The organism is Blautia wexlerae DSM 19850, assembly GCF_025148125.1.
GTDB lineage: Bacteria > Bacillota > Clostridia > Lachnospirales > Lachnospiraceae > Blautia_A > Blautia_A wexlerae.
The window spans coordinates 4,298,423-4,312,288 of sequence record NZ_CP102267.1 but is presented as its reverse complement, the minus strand read 5'-3'; the positions used below and the strand labels follow the sequence as shown (position 1 = coordinate 4,312,288).

Annotated in this window: 15 protein-coding genes and 2 pseudogenes; 11 read left to right on the top strand and 6 right to left on the bottom strand. The window is 43.7% G+C overall.

The window, feature by feature from the left end; translation table 11 throughout:
* Positions 1 to 60: 60 nt before the first annotated feature.
* The 5 genes from NQ550_RS20040 to NQ550_RS20020 form a co-directional block, all read right to left on the bottom strand.
* Positions 61 to 768, bottom strand: coding sequence for a DUF6040 family protein (locus tag NQ550_RS20040; RefSeq protein WP_008394183.1), 708 nt, complete (start codon positions 766 to 768; stop codon positions 61 to 63).
* Positions 746 to 2,467 carry a MobA/MobL family protein gene (locus tag NQ550_RS20035; RefSeq protein ID WP_020993872.1) on the bottom strand — a complete coding sequence of 574 codons (1,722 nt, stop codon included), beginning with the start codon at positions 2,465 to 2,467 and terminating at the stop codon, positions 746 to 748. Before NQ550_RS20035 ends, NQ550_RS20040 begins: the two co-directional genes overlap by 23 nt.
* Positions 2,437 to 2,796, bottom strand: a complete 360-nt coding sequence (locus NQ550_RS20030; protein ID WP_015515801.1) for a hypothetical protein — start codon at positions 2,794 to 2,796, stop codon at positions 2,437 to 2,439. The genes NQ550_RS20035 and NQ550_RS20030 overlap by 31 nt, the downstream gene beginning before the upstream one ends.
* On the bottom strand, positions 2,796 to 3,110 hold the full coding sequence (locus tag NQ550_RS20025; protein ID WP_008704242.1) for a hypothetical protein: 315 nt from the start codon (positions 3,108 to 3,110) through the stop codon (positions 2,796 to 2,798). The genes NQ550_RS20030 and NQ550_RS20025 overlap by 1 nt, the downstream gene beginning before the upstream one ends.
* 140 nt (positions 3,111 to 3,250) lie before the next feature.
* A complete protein-coding gene (locus tag NQ550_RS20020; RefSeq protein WP_008704241.1) occupies positions 3,251 to 3,481 on the bottom strand; it encodes a helix-turn-helix domain-containing protein in 231 nt (76 codons plus the stop codon).
* A gap of 171 nt (positions 3,482 to 3,652) precedes the next feature.
* Between NQ550_RS20020 and NQ550_RS20015 the strand changes: the two genes are divergently transcribed.
* From NQ550_RS20015 to NQ550_RS20005, 3 genes are all read left to right on the top strand, one after another.
* A complete protein-coding gene (locus NQ550_RS20015; RefSeq protein ID WP_009265518.1) occupies positions 3,653 to 4,282 on the top strand; it encodes a helix-turn-helix domain-containing protein in 630 nt (209 codons plus the stop codon).
* Positions 4,283 to 4,368: 86 nt separating this feature from the next.
* Positions 4,369 to 5,664, top strand: coding sequence for a tyrosine-type recombinase/integrase (locus tag NQ550_RS20010; RefSeq protein ID WP_009265517.1), 1,296 nt, complete (start codon positions 4,369 to 4,371; stop codon positions 5,662 to 5,664).
* 306 nt (positions 5,665 to 5,970) lie between these two features.
* Positions 5,971 to 6,621 carry a CHC2 zinc finger domain-containing protein gene (locus tag NQ550_RS20005; RefSeq protein ID WP_025579935.1) on the top strand — a complete coding sequence of 217 codons (651 nt, stop codon included), beginning with the start codon at positions 5,971 to 5,973 and terminating at the stop codon, positions 6,619 to 6,621.
* A gap of 9 nt (positions 6,622 to 6,630) precedes the next feature.
* Here NQ550_RS20005 and NQ550_RS20000 read toward each other — a convergent pair.
* A pseudogene (locus NQ550_RS20000) lies at positions 6,631 to 7,845 on the bottom strand (IS110 family RNA-guided transposase).
* Between the two features lie 287 nt (positions 7,846 to 8,132).
* On the opposite strand from NQ550_RS20000, the gene NQ550_RS19995 reads away from it, so the two are divergent.
* From NQ550_RS19995 to NQ550_RS19960, 8 genes and pseudogenes are all read left to right on the top strand, one after another.
* Entirely contained in the window at positions 8,133 to 9,509 is a 1,377-nt protein-coding gene (locus tag NQ550_RS19995) for a virulence-associated E family protein (protein WP_044930255.1), read from the top strand.
* On the top strand, positions 9,491 to 9,955 hold the full coding sequence (locus NQ550_RS19990; RefSeq protein WP_008394497.1) for a transposon-encoded TnpW family protein: 465 nt from the start codon (positions 9,491 to 9,493) through the stop codon (positions 9,953 to 9,955). Before NQ550_RS19995 ends, NQ550_RS19990 begins: the two co-directional genes overlap by 19 nt.
* Positions 9,956 to 9,996: 41 nt before the next feature.
* Positions 9,997 to 10,689: pseudogene (locus NQ550_RS19985) on the top strand (DNA topoisomerase); the annotation flags it as partial.
* Positions 10,686 to 11,069 (top strand): hypothetical protein, encoded by a 384-nt coding sequence (locus tag NQ550_RS19980; RefSeq protein WP_025580944.1) that lies wholly within the window; start codon positions 10,686 to 10,688, stop codon positions 11,067 to 11,069. The pseudogene NQ550_RS19985 and the gene NQ550_RS19980, both read left to right, overlap by 4 nt.
* Positions 11,070 to 11,074: 5 nt before the next feature.
* Positions 11,075 to 11,443: a cysteine-rich VLP protein gene (locus tag NQ550_RS19975; protein ID WP_025580945.1), complete on the top strand. Its 369-nt coding sequence runs from the start codon at positions 11,075 to 11,077 to the stop codon at positions 11,441 to 11,443.
* 192 nt (positions 11,444 to 11,635) lie between these two features.
* Positions 11,636 to 12,229 carry a hypothetical protein gene (locus tag NQ550_RS19970; RefSeq protein ID WP_426759769.1) on the top strand — a complete coding sequence of 198 codons (594 nt, stop codon included), beginning with the start codon at positions 11,636 to 11,638 and terminating at the stop codon, positions 12,227 to 12,229.
* Between the two features lie 13 nt (positions 12,230 to 12,242).
* The gene (locus tag NQ550_RS19965) at positions 12,243 to 13,163 is read left to right on the top strand and encodes a DUF4316 domain-containing protein (protein WP_005361129.1); all 921 of its coding nucleotides are present in this window, start codon (positions 12,243 to 12,245) and stop codon (positions 13,161 to 13,163) included.
* Positions 13,163 to 13,861, top strand: a complete 699-nt coding sequence (locus NQ550_RS19960) for a hypothetical protein (RefSeq protein WP_025580948.1) — start codon at positions 13,163 to 13,165, stop codon at positions 13,859 to 13,861. Before NQ550_RS19965 ends, NQ550_RS19960 begins: the two co-directional genes overlap by 1 nt.
* Positions 13,862 to 13,866 lie beyond the last annotated feature (5 nt).

Sequence of the window (13,866 nt, the reverse complement as noted above, 5' to 3'; positions counted from 1 at the left end):
GTAAATTTTCACTAGGCTGGTATGGAGTAATTTTACTGTCTATACAGTAAGTTGAAAATACTAATATGGTCTTTTTTCTAACCAAACTTTAAGATAACATCTAATTCCAACATATGCGCCCTGCGAAAGTACGAAAAGCAATAGAAGATTTACTGACAGTACTTTTTTGATTGATTCTCCAAAATAAATGACAATAGCAACACTTGTCAGTATCATTAGTAGAGTAATAACATCCCAACAGTTTTTCTTATATAATTCTATAACCTTTATTTCTATCAGTATCGCCAGCATCCCTGTTCCTGCCATACATATTCCTACAATCAATATTAGCAATAACCAATATACCATTCCGGCTATAAAAGCATTTGGAATTTTTGTACTAATCTGTGCCGCAGAATGCCCGGCATCAATCGTCCATCCGACAAAGGTTTGTATGAATGATGCTAAATCATTGAAGAATGATTTACAATCGACAAGGAACATATCTGACTGTACTGCCTGAAAAAGAGTGGTTGTCAACGAATACCATGCAAGAAGGAACAAGGTTGTTTGGAACATTACCGTTTTTGCTTTATACTGTCCTGCAAGTCGCTCTTTTTGTGTTTCGTATTTTGCTTTTGCATTCTGATAGGCTGTCCGGTTACAGGCTTCACATTTTTCATAGAGTACCGGCTTTTCTACCGGTATTTCTACGATTTTCTGATGTGTCCGGGCATAATCCCGTTCCTGTGTTAAATAGCATATTTTATCTTGACATTCCTCTATCATGACGTTTGCGCTTCGCAACTTCTCTTTCTCGATCCGCAATGCTCTGTCTGCCAGCTTCAAGTCGTTCTTTAATGCTTGAATATTCCCGGCTCTGTTCTCTTTGTTTAATTTCTCGTTCAAGGTCAGAGATTCGCTGAGCTGCGTCTTCAGTTCCACGATAAGCTGTTCTTTCTGTTCTAGTTCTTCTTGTATCTCCTCGGTCAAGAGCAGAAGTTCTTCCAACTGTTCGGCGTTCTTTGATTCTCTGGATTCGTTCATCTATATCACGTCCTTTCTCTATCTGCTGTTCCAGTTCAGCAATTCGGTGTTCTGTTTCAGTAATAAACTGTTTTCGCTGTTCAGCTTCTGTGCCAATTTCTGCCATTGCTGATTTTCGTTTTCCAAAAGCTCTATCTTCGTTTTCTGTTCTTCCATCTTGGAAAGCAGTTCCTCGGTATTTGGCAAAATGTTGAGCAGCTCGGATAACTCGTTGTTTAATTTTTGTAATTTCTGATTCTGTTTTTGCATAAGAGAGAGTTGAGTGTCCCGGTTCTGCATTTCCAGAATCATTTCTGCCATTAGGTTCTGCTGTTCTTCGATTTGACCAATCATGGATTCCATTAAGGGTATAATTTCCCGGCTTTCTTCTAATGTCATTTAATCGCTCCTTCCATAATGATAATGCACCCGATACTTTCCCAAAGGTGTTTAGTATCTTTTGCAATAACGTGTTTTGTTGTTTTATGATTTGATTTTCCGCTACTTTCCACGAGCCTTTTATTTCCTGCCCGGCAAAAAACTTTTGTTCAATCTTTCTTGCGTCAGCTCCTTCATGGATGGTAGGAATCTGGAGTTTTCCCTGCTTTTCATAAGAACGATGATCAACTTGATTATGCAAAGGCAGATGTTCATTACATACCTTTGCCCATTCACTCCGCCACAGTTCACAATTTTTTGGATTGTTCCATCCAGTAGCATCGGTCAGCACCCGTTTCCATTGCAGGCGGTTTCTTGCTCCAATCTTCTGAATTCCGTTTTCGTCTAATACAGGGATACGGATTCCATGACGGTCAGGGTTTTTCTTATCCTGCCACCAGTTCGGATGGGATTCATCAATCACGATATTTCCGTTTTTATCTCTGACAAAATCCCAATCCTTGACTTCTTTCTTTCCCCAAGAATGATCCGGGTTAAAAGGACGCATAGTTAGAAGCAGATGGACATGGGGGTTGCCATCCCCTTTGTCGTGGATACTCCAATCAGCGCACATTCCTCTATCTACAAAAGTTTTTTGGATATAGTCGGTTGTATATTGAATTTGTTCCTGTCTGCTCCATTCTTTGGGGAGGGCAAATTCAAATGACCTGCCAAGTTGGGCATCTGCATTTTTTTCAATCTTCAATACCTCATTCCATAACCTCTGTTTCTGAAATGTGATTTTGAATTTTTTTAAAGCAGCTTCTTTATCTTCTGACCTTTTGTATCGGACAGATTTTTGAAAGCGTTTTATATTTTCTTCTGGTACTATCTGCCATTCAGGAGGTGCGTTTTCGCACATCATCAGCCGGGTGTAGACCACTTCTTTTTTAGAAGTGTAATAACTGATTCTCCCTGTTTCCTCGTTTTTCATCACATCCCCATTGAGATATGCGGAAGCGGAGATAACAGATTTCCCTTTACTTCGTCCGACTATTTTGATTGTGTAATGAAAAATCGCCATGTCTGGATTCCTCCTTTCTGACGTATCCGGCATAGATTTCCGGCAACATTGCTTTCAGTTTTAGAAAAAGCAGCATTGCCGGAACTCCCTCTGCGTAAGAGTGCCCTGCGCATAGCAGCCTGCATGGAATGCGCCTCTCTGGCGAAGAGTGCCTCCTGCGGCATGAGCAGGTCTGGCTGAAAGCCCCGCCGACGGAACGAGCCCGGCAAGCGTGAGCGCAGACCGGTTGACACTTGTGGCAAACTTATTGGGACGACCTCTGGTTGTCCATAAGTGCGCCCTTCATGAAAAAGCAATGAAGGGAATGAAAAACTCATCCCCTCTGCCATTACACTTCCTCCATATCGGTATTGGTTTCTTTCTGCATTGCTTTTGAGAAAAATCTCCCATTGGCTTCCTGCCTTTTCAGAAAAACAATCAGCTTTGGGATGTCTTTTTCCTCAATAGGAGCACCAAGAACGGATTCCACCGCACCGCCAATCTGACAGAGCCTATGGGTTCGTTTTTTACTTTCCTCGGTTTTCTTTCGTTTCAGAAGTTCTTTCTTCTGTGCTGCATATCGTTTTGCTTTTTCAAGGCTTTCCTGTTCCCTTTTTTCCATTTCAAGCATTCGTTCTTCATAACTTTTTGTTGATTTTGCCATTATTACATTCTCCTTTCTTTTGCAAACATAAGTTCTCGGTTGCGTATCAGAAGAAGCACATGGTATAATCTTCTTGCGTGTAGGTATATCATGGCTTTGGTCTGATAGAACCTTTGGCGGTTTCTTTGGAAGCCGCCTTTTTAATTTGCCACAGTTCTTGTTACAGCTTTTACATTTCCTCTATCCCTCAAATCACGACCTTCATTAGCTTCCATAAACATTTCCAGAATATCGGTTTTAATCAGGACTTTGCGACCAACCTTTAATACTGGAAGTTTCTTCCATTCTACAAGCTGTCTTAAGGTGTTTCTGCCGATTCCCGTATAGTCAGCAGCTTCTTCGATGGATAATGCAATTTTTCTTTGCGTCATATAATCACCTCCTTACAAATTGCATTATGCAATTCTTGTGATGTAAGTATATCCTTTTCACATCTTTTTGTCAAGCGTTACGAAATGTTAAAAATAAACTTTATATTGCATATTGCAATTTCGGAAAAACAATGCTATAATTCATACATACCGAAAAAGGAGGCAGTCAGCATGAAAGATAAAGAATTACGCAAGCTGATAGGGAGCAGAGTAAAACAGCGCCGTCTGGAATTGAATCTGACACAGCCTTATGTCGCAGAAAAGATGGGTGTTACCGCTTCTACAATCCTGCGTTATGAGAATGGTTCGATTGACAATACGAAAAAAATGGTGTTGGAAGGTCTTTCGGAAGCACTCCATGTATCTGTGGAATGGCTCAAAGGGGAAACAGATGAATATGAAACCGATATTACGGATAAGAGAGAATTACAGATTCGTGATGCGATGGGAGATATTCTGGAACAGTTACCACTTGCCCTTACCAAAGAAGAAGATGCTTTTTCAAAAGATTTATTACTGCTGATGTTAAAACAATATGGTCTGTTTTTGGATTCCTTTCAGTTCGCCTGCAAAAACTTTAAGGGGAATGATGGTCAGACGGATATTGCCAAAACAATAGGGTTTGAATCGAATGATGAATATAATGAGATTATGTTCTTAAGGGAAATCACTCACACCATCAATGCTTTTAATGAGATGGCAGACATCGTAAGGCTCTATTCCAAGAAACCCAAAACAGCAGAGCAAAGGCTTGCAAATCTTTTATCAGAAGTCTTATACGAAGATTCCGAATCGGTATAGTAAGACAGCCGGAGTTATGATATACTTACACGCACGAAGCATTTCATCAGTTCCGATTGTCTAATATCGAAAGGAGACATACGATTATGGCAAAAGGATCTGTAAGAAAAAAAGGAAAGAAATGGTACTACCGCTTCTATGTAGAGGACGCAAGCGGCAATCTTGTTCAGAAAGAATGCGTTGGAACAGAAAGCAAAAGTGAAACTGAAAAACTGCTCCGTCAGGCAATGGATGATTATGAGAAAAAGAAATTTGTTGCCAAAGCGGAAAATCTCACAGTCGGACAACTTTTGGATGTGTGGGCAGAGGAGGAATTAAAAACAGGTACGCTCAGCAATGGTACTGTGGAGAATTACCTCGGAACAATCCGAAATATTAAGAAACATCCGCTGGCAGAACGGAAATTAAAAAATGTAACCTCTGAGCATTTGCAATCCTTTTTTGATTTGCTTTCCTTCGGGGGAGTTCATCCCGACGGAAAAGAGAGAAAGGGTTACAGCAAAGATTACATCCATTCTTTTTCCGCAGTCATGCAGCAGTCCTTCCGCTTTGCAGTATTTCCAAAACAGTATATTACGTTTAATCCCATGCAGTATATTAAACTGCGGTATCAGACGGATGAAGTTGATTTGTTTTCAGACGAGGACATGGACGGAAATATCCAACCAATTTCACGAGAAGATTATGAAAGATTGCTTGCTTATCTGAAAAAAAAGAACCCAGCCGCAATACTTCCAATCCAGATAGCCTATTATGCCGGGCTTCGTATTGGAGAAGCCTGCGGTTTGGCGTGGCAGGACGTAAATCTGGAAGAACAATGCCTTACCATAAGACGTAGCATCCGATACGATGGCTCAAAGCGCAAATATATCATCGGACCAACCAAGCGGAAAAAAGTGAGGATTGTTGATTTTGGAGATACGCTGGTAGAGATTTTCCGTAATGCCCGGAAAGAGCAGTTAAAAAATCGAATGCAGTACGGAGAACTTTATCACACGAACTACTACAAAGCGGTCAAAGAGAAAAACAGAGTGTACTACGAATATTATTGCTTAGACAGAACAGAGGAAGTCCCGGCAGATTATAAAGAAATTTCTTTCGTCTGTTTAAGACCGGATGGTTGTCTGGAACTTCCAACTACTTTGGGGACTGTTTGCAGAAAGGTGGCAAAAACATTAGAGGGATTTGAAGGCTTTCATTTCCACCAGTTACGTCACACCTATACAAGCAACCTTTTAGCAAATGGAGCTGCCCCAAAAGATGTGCAGGAACTGTTAGGACACTCAGATGTAAGTACCACAATGAATGTCTATGCTCACTCCACAAGAGATGCTAAACGAAAATCAGTTAGGCTTCTTGATAAAGTGGTAGGCAATGATTAAAAAAATTCCCTTATTTCCCTTGTGATTATCTCATAAGGGTAAAAATAAGGGAAACTACATATCATTTCACTAATGGACAGGCGGGAAAGCCTATAAAATGGGGAAAGTTAGAGAGATAATTATATAAATTCCAGTTTGTATAACTGGCAACCCAACCACAATTAAATCTTCACAGCTTTGCTAAGCAGGAAATCTGAAAAGGTCTCCTGCTTTTTTGCACCTAAAATTAAATATGGAACTCTAAGGCACTTGCTGTTTTCGTTTTGAAAATGACAGGTGCTTTTTTCGTTTCAGGAAAGGAGTCACATGAATGTATTTGAAGTTGTAAAAGAAAATGTTACTGCCCGACAAGCCGCAGAAGCCTGTGGCTTGAAAGTGGGTCGCACAGGTATGGCGTGCTGTCCGTTTCACTCAGATAAGTCCCCCAGTATGAAGCTGGATGAACGCTATTACTGTTTTGGCTGCGGAGCAACCGGAGACGCTGTTGATCTCACAGCGAAGCTATTCGGTATCGGGCTGAGGGAAGCTGCTGTCAAACTTGCTGAAGATTTTGGTCTTAACTATGACAGCCGACAAAAGCCCAGTGTCCGCCCTCGTATTCGTGAGCCGACACCGGAACAGAAGTATCAAAAAGGAGAAAATCATTGCTACAAGGTGCTGACGGATTATTTTCATCTTCTTAGAGAATGGGAAAAGAAATACGCTCCTAAACAGCCGGATGAGGAATGGAATCCCCTGTTTGCAGAAGCACTGCATAAGAAGAACTATATCGAATATCTGCTTGATATTCTTCTGTATGGTTCATTGGAGGAACGAAAAGCACTTGTGGCAGAACAGAGAAAGCCTGCTAATAAAAAGTCAAGTGTTTTTTTGAAGAAAATTTCAAAAATCCGATTTGATATTTTGTGCATAACTTTTAAGCCGCCAGAAATGCCGGCTTTGAAAGTGGTGATATAGAAAAGGGTGTTATTCTGTCTGTTCTAAGTTCCGCAGACATTCTTTGACTTTACCATAGTAAATGCGTAAGAACTTATTCGCTCCGGCTGTCATGTAGACATAGTAAGGCTTTCCCTGAGACCGTTTTTTGTCAAGAAAACGGTACACCGGATCGGCTTCAGGAGCATTTTGCAACAAGGTTGTCATGATCTGAAACAATGTTTTGCGCAGCCTTGCGGATCCGACCTTTGAAGCCCTGTTGCTCTTTGACTTGTGCTGGCCGGATTCATCAACACCGGGGTCTACGCCCGCAAAGGCGGTCAGTGCTTCCCTGTGGGTAAACCGGGATACATCGCCGATCTCAGCGATGAGTGGGGACCATAGGTTTTCCCAACGCCATAGATGCCCATTACGGTGCTGTATTCTGGAAGTGTGGATGCCAGTTCGTTCATTTCCCTGCGGAGTCGTTCTACATGTTCGGAGGCAAGATTTAACTGCTTTGGATGCTTTTTTGGATCAACAGCTTATAAGTCTTCTCCTTTGGAAAGACGGCAACCAACTCCTTCGAGGCATTAAACAGTTTTTCTGGCTTGTCCTGCTGAAAGATATAGTGGTGCTTCTTACAGAAAGACATGTAGCGTTCTGTAAATGCCTTTAACCCAATCTTGCGGACACAATCCGCATGCCAGAAAGAATAAGCATAGTCAACCCATTTTTCACTCCCGTCCTCACGGGTGGGGCTGTCAAAGAGTTTGTTTACACCAGGATAAGTATTATCCAACAGTGCAATCAGATTTGCTTTTGCGGCAACCTTTTGTTTCATAAAGAAGCTGAATTGAGAGTTTAAAGTTTTTAACTGAGTACGTGTATTGTCCATACCTGAATATTGGCGCAGTTCCGTCCAGTTGTCAAGCGTATAGCGGGCAATTTTGCGGGCATCCGCCGGATCCGATTTCACCTTGCGCAGGGAGTTGTTGCCAAAGTTTTTAATCAGGTGAGGATTTACAATGGAAATAAACAATCCGCCTCGGATAGAGCCTTTATCATAGGCTCATGATATCTACCCGTACACTCCATAACGATCTTTGTGGTGCCGTCTAATGAACTCAAATAATCTGCCAGTTCATTGAGGTTTTGGGATGTGTGGGAGACATCAAAGGGCTTGCGGATCACAGTGCCGCCAGGCTGCAGGACTGCAACGGTGCTTTTACCCTTTGAAACATCAATACCTACTGCGTTGTACATTCTACGTACCTCCAAAAGTGAATTTGCATGGATTCCAGCATTTCTCATTGCCTATTCAATCTCCTGGGGTATCAAACGAACGTGAAGTAGTAGTTCAACCTGCATAAATCGAACGGCTGCAATGACAGGCTGGCTGACAGGCTTTCGTACGGACGCCAATGGTCCTAGGAGGTGTCGTCAGACCGATGCCTAATCATTATACAGCTTAAACAATGAGAGGATTAAGTCCCAACTGGCTGTTGGGTACTGAAACCCTACACTTATATATTAGGAGGAGGTGTTAAAACTTGAACAGCGAATTGCAGAACTGTCAGCAGACAGAACCATGCACAGTAGAAGAAATCCGAAACAGCTTAGAGCAGAGCGAGAAAGGTAAGGTTTATAATACTGCCGCAAATTATAAGCGTGTTCTGCAATATGACCCGCTTTTGAAAGGGGCTATCCGAAAAAATCTTCTGACCGAAAGAATCGACATTGTGAAGCCCCTCGGTTGGTATCGTGACAGCCCGACATTGACGGATGTGGATGTGAAATATCTGCTCCTATATTTTGAAGAAAACTATGGATTGACCGTAGAGAAGAAAATCATAGACGCAGTTGCGGTTATTGCCAATGAAAACCGTTACCACCCTGTCTGTGATTTTCTCAATGCCTTGCAATGGGACGGAACGGAACGCATACGCTTCTGTCTGCACCGCTTTCTCGGTTCTGATACAGATGATTACACCTATGAAGCATTGAAGTTGTTTCTGTTGGGTGCTATCTCACGAGCCTTTAAGCCGGGGTGTAAATTTGAGGTAATGCTCTGTCTTGTAGGCGGTCAGGGAGCCGGAAAGTCCTCTTTCTTCCGTTTGCTTGCGGTCAATGATGACTGGTTCTCTGATGATTTGAAAAAGCTGGATGATGAAAATGTGTACCGCAAAATGCAGGGGCATTGGATTATTGAAATGTCGGAAATGATTGCAACTGCCAACGCTAAGAGCATTGAAGAAATCAAGTCCTTTCTGAGCCGACAAAAGGAAACCTATAAGATACCCTATGAAACACATCCGGCAGACAGAAAACGACAATGTGTGTTTGGAGGTTCTTCTAATACCCTTGACTTTCTTCCCCTTGACCGAACAGGCAACCGCCGCTTCGTTCCGGTTATGGTCTATCCTGAAAGGGCTGAGGTTCATATTTTGGCGGATGAACAGGCTTCCAGAGAGTATATCAATCAGATGTGGGCAGAAGCTATGGAGATTTACAGAAGCGGCAATTTCCGTCTGAGATTCAGTCCGGCTATGAACGCTTATCTGAAAGCCCACCAAAAGGACTTTATGCCGGAGGACACAAAGGCAGGACAGATTTTAGATTATCTGGAACGCTATTCCGGCAGCATAGTCTGCTCCAAACAGCTTTACAAAGAAGCACTGGGGCATGATTATGACGAACCGAAACAATGGGAACTGCGAGAGATCAATGACATTATGAATAACGCTGTCACAGGCTGGAGGGCGTTCAGCAATCCGAGGTATTTTCCAGAGCCTTACCGCAGACAAAAAGGCTGGGAGCGTATCAGGAACGACAACGAGCCTGACAACAGCATGGATGGTTTTCAAGAAATCCCGACAGAGGAAATGGAACAGTTAGGGCTTCCGGAAGAATGGTTGAAGCAAAAATAAAAGCCAGTTGTCGCTTCGGTTGTCGAGCCGGTTGTCGGTCTGGTTGTCGGGTAAAAATCCCGAAAGCCTTGATATTGCGGCACTTTTCCCTCTCTGACAACCATGACAACCAATATTATAAAGAAAAAGGAAATAGTAAAAAGATAGTATCGCCCGATAAAGAAAAAAGGTTTTCTGATGTCCGTTGTCGGAACTTCGTTGTCAGACCTTTCCTTGTCGGGCTTTTTTCATTTAAGGAGGAATATCGTATGACAAATATTGTGAACAGTACACTACCCACCCAAAATAACCATTCGGAGAAAAACAAACCGGATGGAGTTTTTGTGATTAAGCAAGGCAAAACAAATTATAAAGTCAAAGTGTTTTTTGACCATAGTAGCGGTTTGACTGCGGAGGACAGGTTGAAACGCATTATTCAGGCAGAAGCAGAGAGAGAATCTGCGTAAGTAATATGAAAAATATCCACGCACCCCCTTGACAAAAGCTTTCAGAGGACACACTGCTGTCCGCTATGGAGACTGCCGGTGCGGAAGATATGCCGGAAGATGCCGAGCGTAAAGGATTGGGTACTCCGGCTACCCGTGCGGCAACACTGGAAAAGCTGGTTTCTGCCGGATTTGTACAGCGAAAGAAAAAGCAGCTCATTCCTACGGAAAAAGGAAAGAACCTGATCGCAGTCCTGCCGGACAATATCAAATCTCCCATCTTAACTGCAGAATGGGAATCCATGCTGAAACAAGTGGAACATGGCGAACTGTCGGCAACATCTTTTATGGATCAGATTGCAGATATGAGCCGGACGCTGGTAAAAGAACATACTACCCCGGAAGAACGTTTTGCGGATCTGTTTCCTTCTTCCAAAGGAACTGCACACGAAGCCGTGGGGGTATGTCCCCGCTGCGGTGCCCCGGTATTTGAAGGAAAGAAAGGTTTTTTCTGCGGCAACAGGGAATGTTCTTTTGCTCTTTGGAAAGATAACCGTTTCTTTTCCAGCAAGAAAAAATCTATCACAAAGTCTGTGGCAGCGGCTCTTTTGAAAGAGGGCCGCATTTCTATGTCCGGGCTTTACAGTGAAAAAACAGGAAGGACCTATGATGCGGAAGTGATTCTGGATGATACCGGCGGTAAATATGTGAATTTCAAGCTGGAATTTCCAGTAAAGAAAGGCAGGCGTAAATGAGCGATCGAAAAACCTTTGAATATGGCGGTTATCACTTCACGCCCATACGAAAATTTCACAAAAAAGAAGGCGACTTTTTCGCCATATCGAAACGGCTGGCAAGTGACCCCAACTTAGGGCTGTGTACCTATCAGGATCGGCAAAAAGCACCTTATGATTACAAAGACTTTTATACCGTTTCAACAGACAAAGAATGTGATATTTTCCGCTGCGAAGAAAATGGATTGTTGTATGTACCAGGAAAAAATGAACTTTTTATTTACCATGAACCAAAACAGAAAAAGCGGAACTCTATCGCCGATGCCCTTTCACAGCCTAGGAATGTTACTGATACAACCGAAATTTCCAGCGGTCGGCAAAGCAGAGCCCCGGAAAGGTAGGCGTTATGGCGGAGAGAGAATTGAACCGCTCGGAGCGGGCTACGATCCGAAAGCTGGTTACGGAGCTTTGCGCCAACTATGACTCTCAGGATAAGATCTGCCTTCCTTTGAACAGTCCTTGCTATATGCTGAATAAATGGTGGACCGGTGCTTATTGCAGGTACTTTGAAAAAGCGGTGCTGCCGGTGGATGCAGCACTGGAATCAGCCATTACCGGCGAGGACACCTCCATGAGACAGAAAATATGCCCTGTGTGTGGAAAGGCATATCTTCCTACAACCAGCCAGGCATATTGTTCCGCTGCCTGCCGGGTCTATGCAAGACGGAAATCCGAGCGGGAACGCAAACGCCGGAAGCGGCAAAACCAACCATGATATGTCCGCAACTTAGCCTTAAAAGTCCTTGATTTTCAAGGGCTTTTTGCACCTGTTTTCAAGGGAGCTGTATAAGAATACTCCGGTGCTTTGAAATGAGGTTAAGTTGCAGACAAAACATATATTTTAACAAAAACGATAGGAGGCGATTTTTTGAATATCAACACGATTACCGCGGAGGACCTTCGCCGCATGCCGGATAAGGAAGGACTGATTTTACAGGGCTGTGGCGGGGATCTGACAGAGTGGGTGGACGGGATCAATGAAATGCTGACAAAAGCAGGCATATTGAAAGATGGCTGTCAGTTTGAGAATGTGGCTGCTTTTCAGCACGGCGAACTGACCTGTCTGCTTTACCCGTTTGATGATGTGAAACTGGATATAGGAAAACTTGCCCTGTGGCGTTTACAGACCCATGAAGTCTATGGCGGCACATGGCTGTCGGACTTTGTGCCGAATTATTTAGGCGGATTTATAGAAACACCGGAAGCGTTGGCAGATAAACCGGATTGTCCGCTGATCGGAGCAGATGGGAACATTTTTAATCTGCTGGGTATTGCTTCCCGTACTTTGCGGGAGCATGGTTTGAAAGAACAGGCAAAAGAAATGTCTGATCGGGTATTTGTTTCCGGCAGTTATGGAGAAGCGCTCTGTATCATTGGCGAATATGTCAACATCACAGATTCCAAACTGGAGCATAAGAATTCTCTCCGTCAGCAGCTAAAAGCAACAAAACCGGCAGACCCGGTAAAAAAGCAACAAACTTCCAAACAGCAGGAACGATAAGGAGGGATGCGGAATGGAAAAGAAACGGACCTATGGTGTATGGGCAGTACGAAGCAGCACTTCTATTTTCGGACCGGCACAAAGCTGGTGCAAGGAAAATGGAAAACCGTTGGAGTTTGATACCAAAGCTGCTGCTGAAAACTATGCAAAGGAAGCCAACGAACATACGACAGCAAATGTCCGATACTATGTGAAAGAAAAAGAACCGGAGCCCGGTGCTGTTCGGAAAGGAACATCTCAACCGGAGCTGGATGCACGCAGCCATGAAGAAGTGATACCAAGAAATGATGCAGCGGAAAAACAAAATGAGATTCCGGGCAGACAGATTCCTTCTCAAACAGATCCGCTGGTAGAAATCCGCTCTGCGGTCCATAGTAATTACGCGGGTATGGTCGCTATGCTGGGTGCGGACAACCGTGTGTATTTGGGGCGTGAGGAACGCTGCCATTACCAGAATATGCAGCCATCTTACTATGACAATCAGGACGGTTCCCTGTGTTTTGTCTGTGATCAGCCCGACATGTACTATTTTCTCTATGGAGAAGGCTGGGCGCATACCCAGGCGGAAATGCTGGAACGAGGGCTTACCCTGCGCCAGTATGAAGAATTTGCAAGACTGCAAAATGGGGTCCTTGCACAGTTTACCACCCAAAGAGAAATTCTGTTTGCCGGACAGCCATTTCAGGCGCCGGAGAGTTATCTGCGCAATGCAGAACTTTATGAGGAAGGTCAGACCGGCAACTACAATATGCTGGATGGCAGGCTGAACAACGAACCTCCTGTGCGCCCGGATCTGACAGACGGACAGACGGATGAAGAAATCCGGGAGCTGGTGCCGGAAGCAAAGCCGTCTTTGATGGACCGTTTGAAAGCAGACAAACCGGAGCATGAAGCAAGGCAGATGATCCCTCCGGTGCCGGAAAGGGAACGCTGATGGCCGGGGTAAGATTTGAGGATGTAGATCTTTTGGGTGCTCTTTCCCGTATCGTAGATCTTCATACCCAACATTATAAAGAGGACTTTGACCTGGATAAGGAACTGATTTCAAAACTGGCTGTGTCAGACCGTTCAGAGGATAAACAGCTTCTTTGGATGTCACGCCCTTGCGGAACCTATACCCTGCGCGAACGGGAAGTTTATCTGGATGGAAGCCATGAAAATAAAGTGTGGCGGTTTTACCAGGAACAGACAAATGATCCCGTTTTGGCTTATGCCATCTCTTTGAAAGAAGTCAGGGACGGAAAAATATTTGGCAATCTCTATCCGCTAAATTATAGAGAACATGTGGAACGGATGAAAAAGCTGACCTGTCCAATCGGAAATGTAGCCGTTGCATTTGCGGATGGAAATGTTATCACGATTCCCTATCAGGAACGGAGACAGCTTATGAACCGGTTTATGCCAGAGCATGGAGCCCCTAAAACAATGACTTATCTGCCGAAAAATGAGCCGGAGCTGATGATGATTCTAAAACGGGAACGCTTCAAACGCAGCTATCATGCGACAGCCGGAAATCTGGAGGAATATCTTGATAAGCTGGAAAAGACCACCCTGCGGGAAAAACTCAAAAGAGCAAAGACGGTGGTTTCAACACAGGAGGTCTCATCTCATAAAAGAGGGTTGGAACGATGAAGGGC

Bases quoted from the DNA above. Each gene is read 5' to 3' on its own strand.
- NQ550_RS20040 (WP_008394183.1), bottom strand. From the start codon at position 768: ATGATAGAGGAATGTCAAGATAAAATATGCTATTTAACACAGGAACGG.
- NQ550_RS20035 (WP_020993872.1), bottom strand. From the start codon at position 2,467: ATGGCGATTTTTCATTACACAATCAAAATAGTCGGACGAAGTAAAGGG.
- NQ550_RS20030 (WP_015515801.1), bottom strand. From the start codon at position 2,796: ATGGCAGAGGGGATGAGTTTTTCATTCCCTTCATTGCTTTTTCATGAA.
- NQ550_RS20025 (WP_008704242.1), bottom strand. From the start codon at position 3,110: ATGGCAAAATCAACAAAAAGTTATGAAGAACGAATGCTTGAAATGGAA.
- NQ550_RS20020 (WP_008704241.1), bottom strand. From the start codon at position 3,481: ATGACGCAAAGAAAAATTGCATTATCCATCGAAGAAGCTGCTGACTAT.
- NQ550_RS20015 (WP_009265518.1), top strand. From the start codon at position 3,653: ATGAAAGATAAAGAATTACGCAAGCTGATAGGGAGCAGAGTAAAACAG.
- NQ550_RS20010 (WP_009265517.1), top strand. From the start codon at position 4,369: ATGGCAAAAGGATCTGTAAGAAAAAAAGGAAAGAAATGGTACTACCGC.
- NQ550_RS20005 (WP_025579935.1), top strand. From the start codon at position 5,971: ATGAATGTATTTGAAGTTGTAAAAGAAAATGTTACTGCCCGACAAGCC.
- NQ550_RS19990 (WP_008394497.1), top strand. From the start codon at position 9,491: ATGGTTGAAGCAAAAATAAAAGCCAGTTGTCGCTTCGGTTGTCGAGCC.
- NQ550_RS19980 (WP_025580944.1), top strand. From the start codon at position 10,686: ATGAGCGATCGAAAAACCTTTGAATATGGCGGTTATCACTTCACGCCC.
- NQ550_RS19975 (WP_025580945.1), top strand. From the start codon at position 11,075: ATGGCGGAGAGAGAATTGAACCGCTCGGAGCGGGCTACGATCCGAAAG.
- NQ550_RS19970 (WP_426759769.1), top strand. From the start codon at position 11,636: ATGCCGGATAAGGAAGGACTGATTTTACAGGGCTGTGGCGGGGATCTG.
- NQ550_RS19965 (WP_005361129.1), top strand. From the start codon at position 12,243: ATGGAAAAGAAACGGACCTATGGTGTATGGGCAGTACGAAGCAGCACT.
- NQ550_RS19960 (WP_025580948.1), top strand. From the start codon at position 13,163: ATGGCCGGGGTAAGATTTGAGGATGTAGATCTTTTGGGTGCTCTTTCC.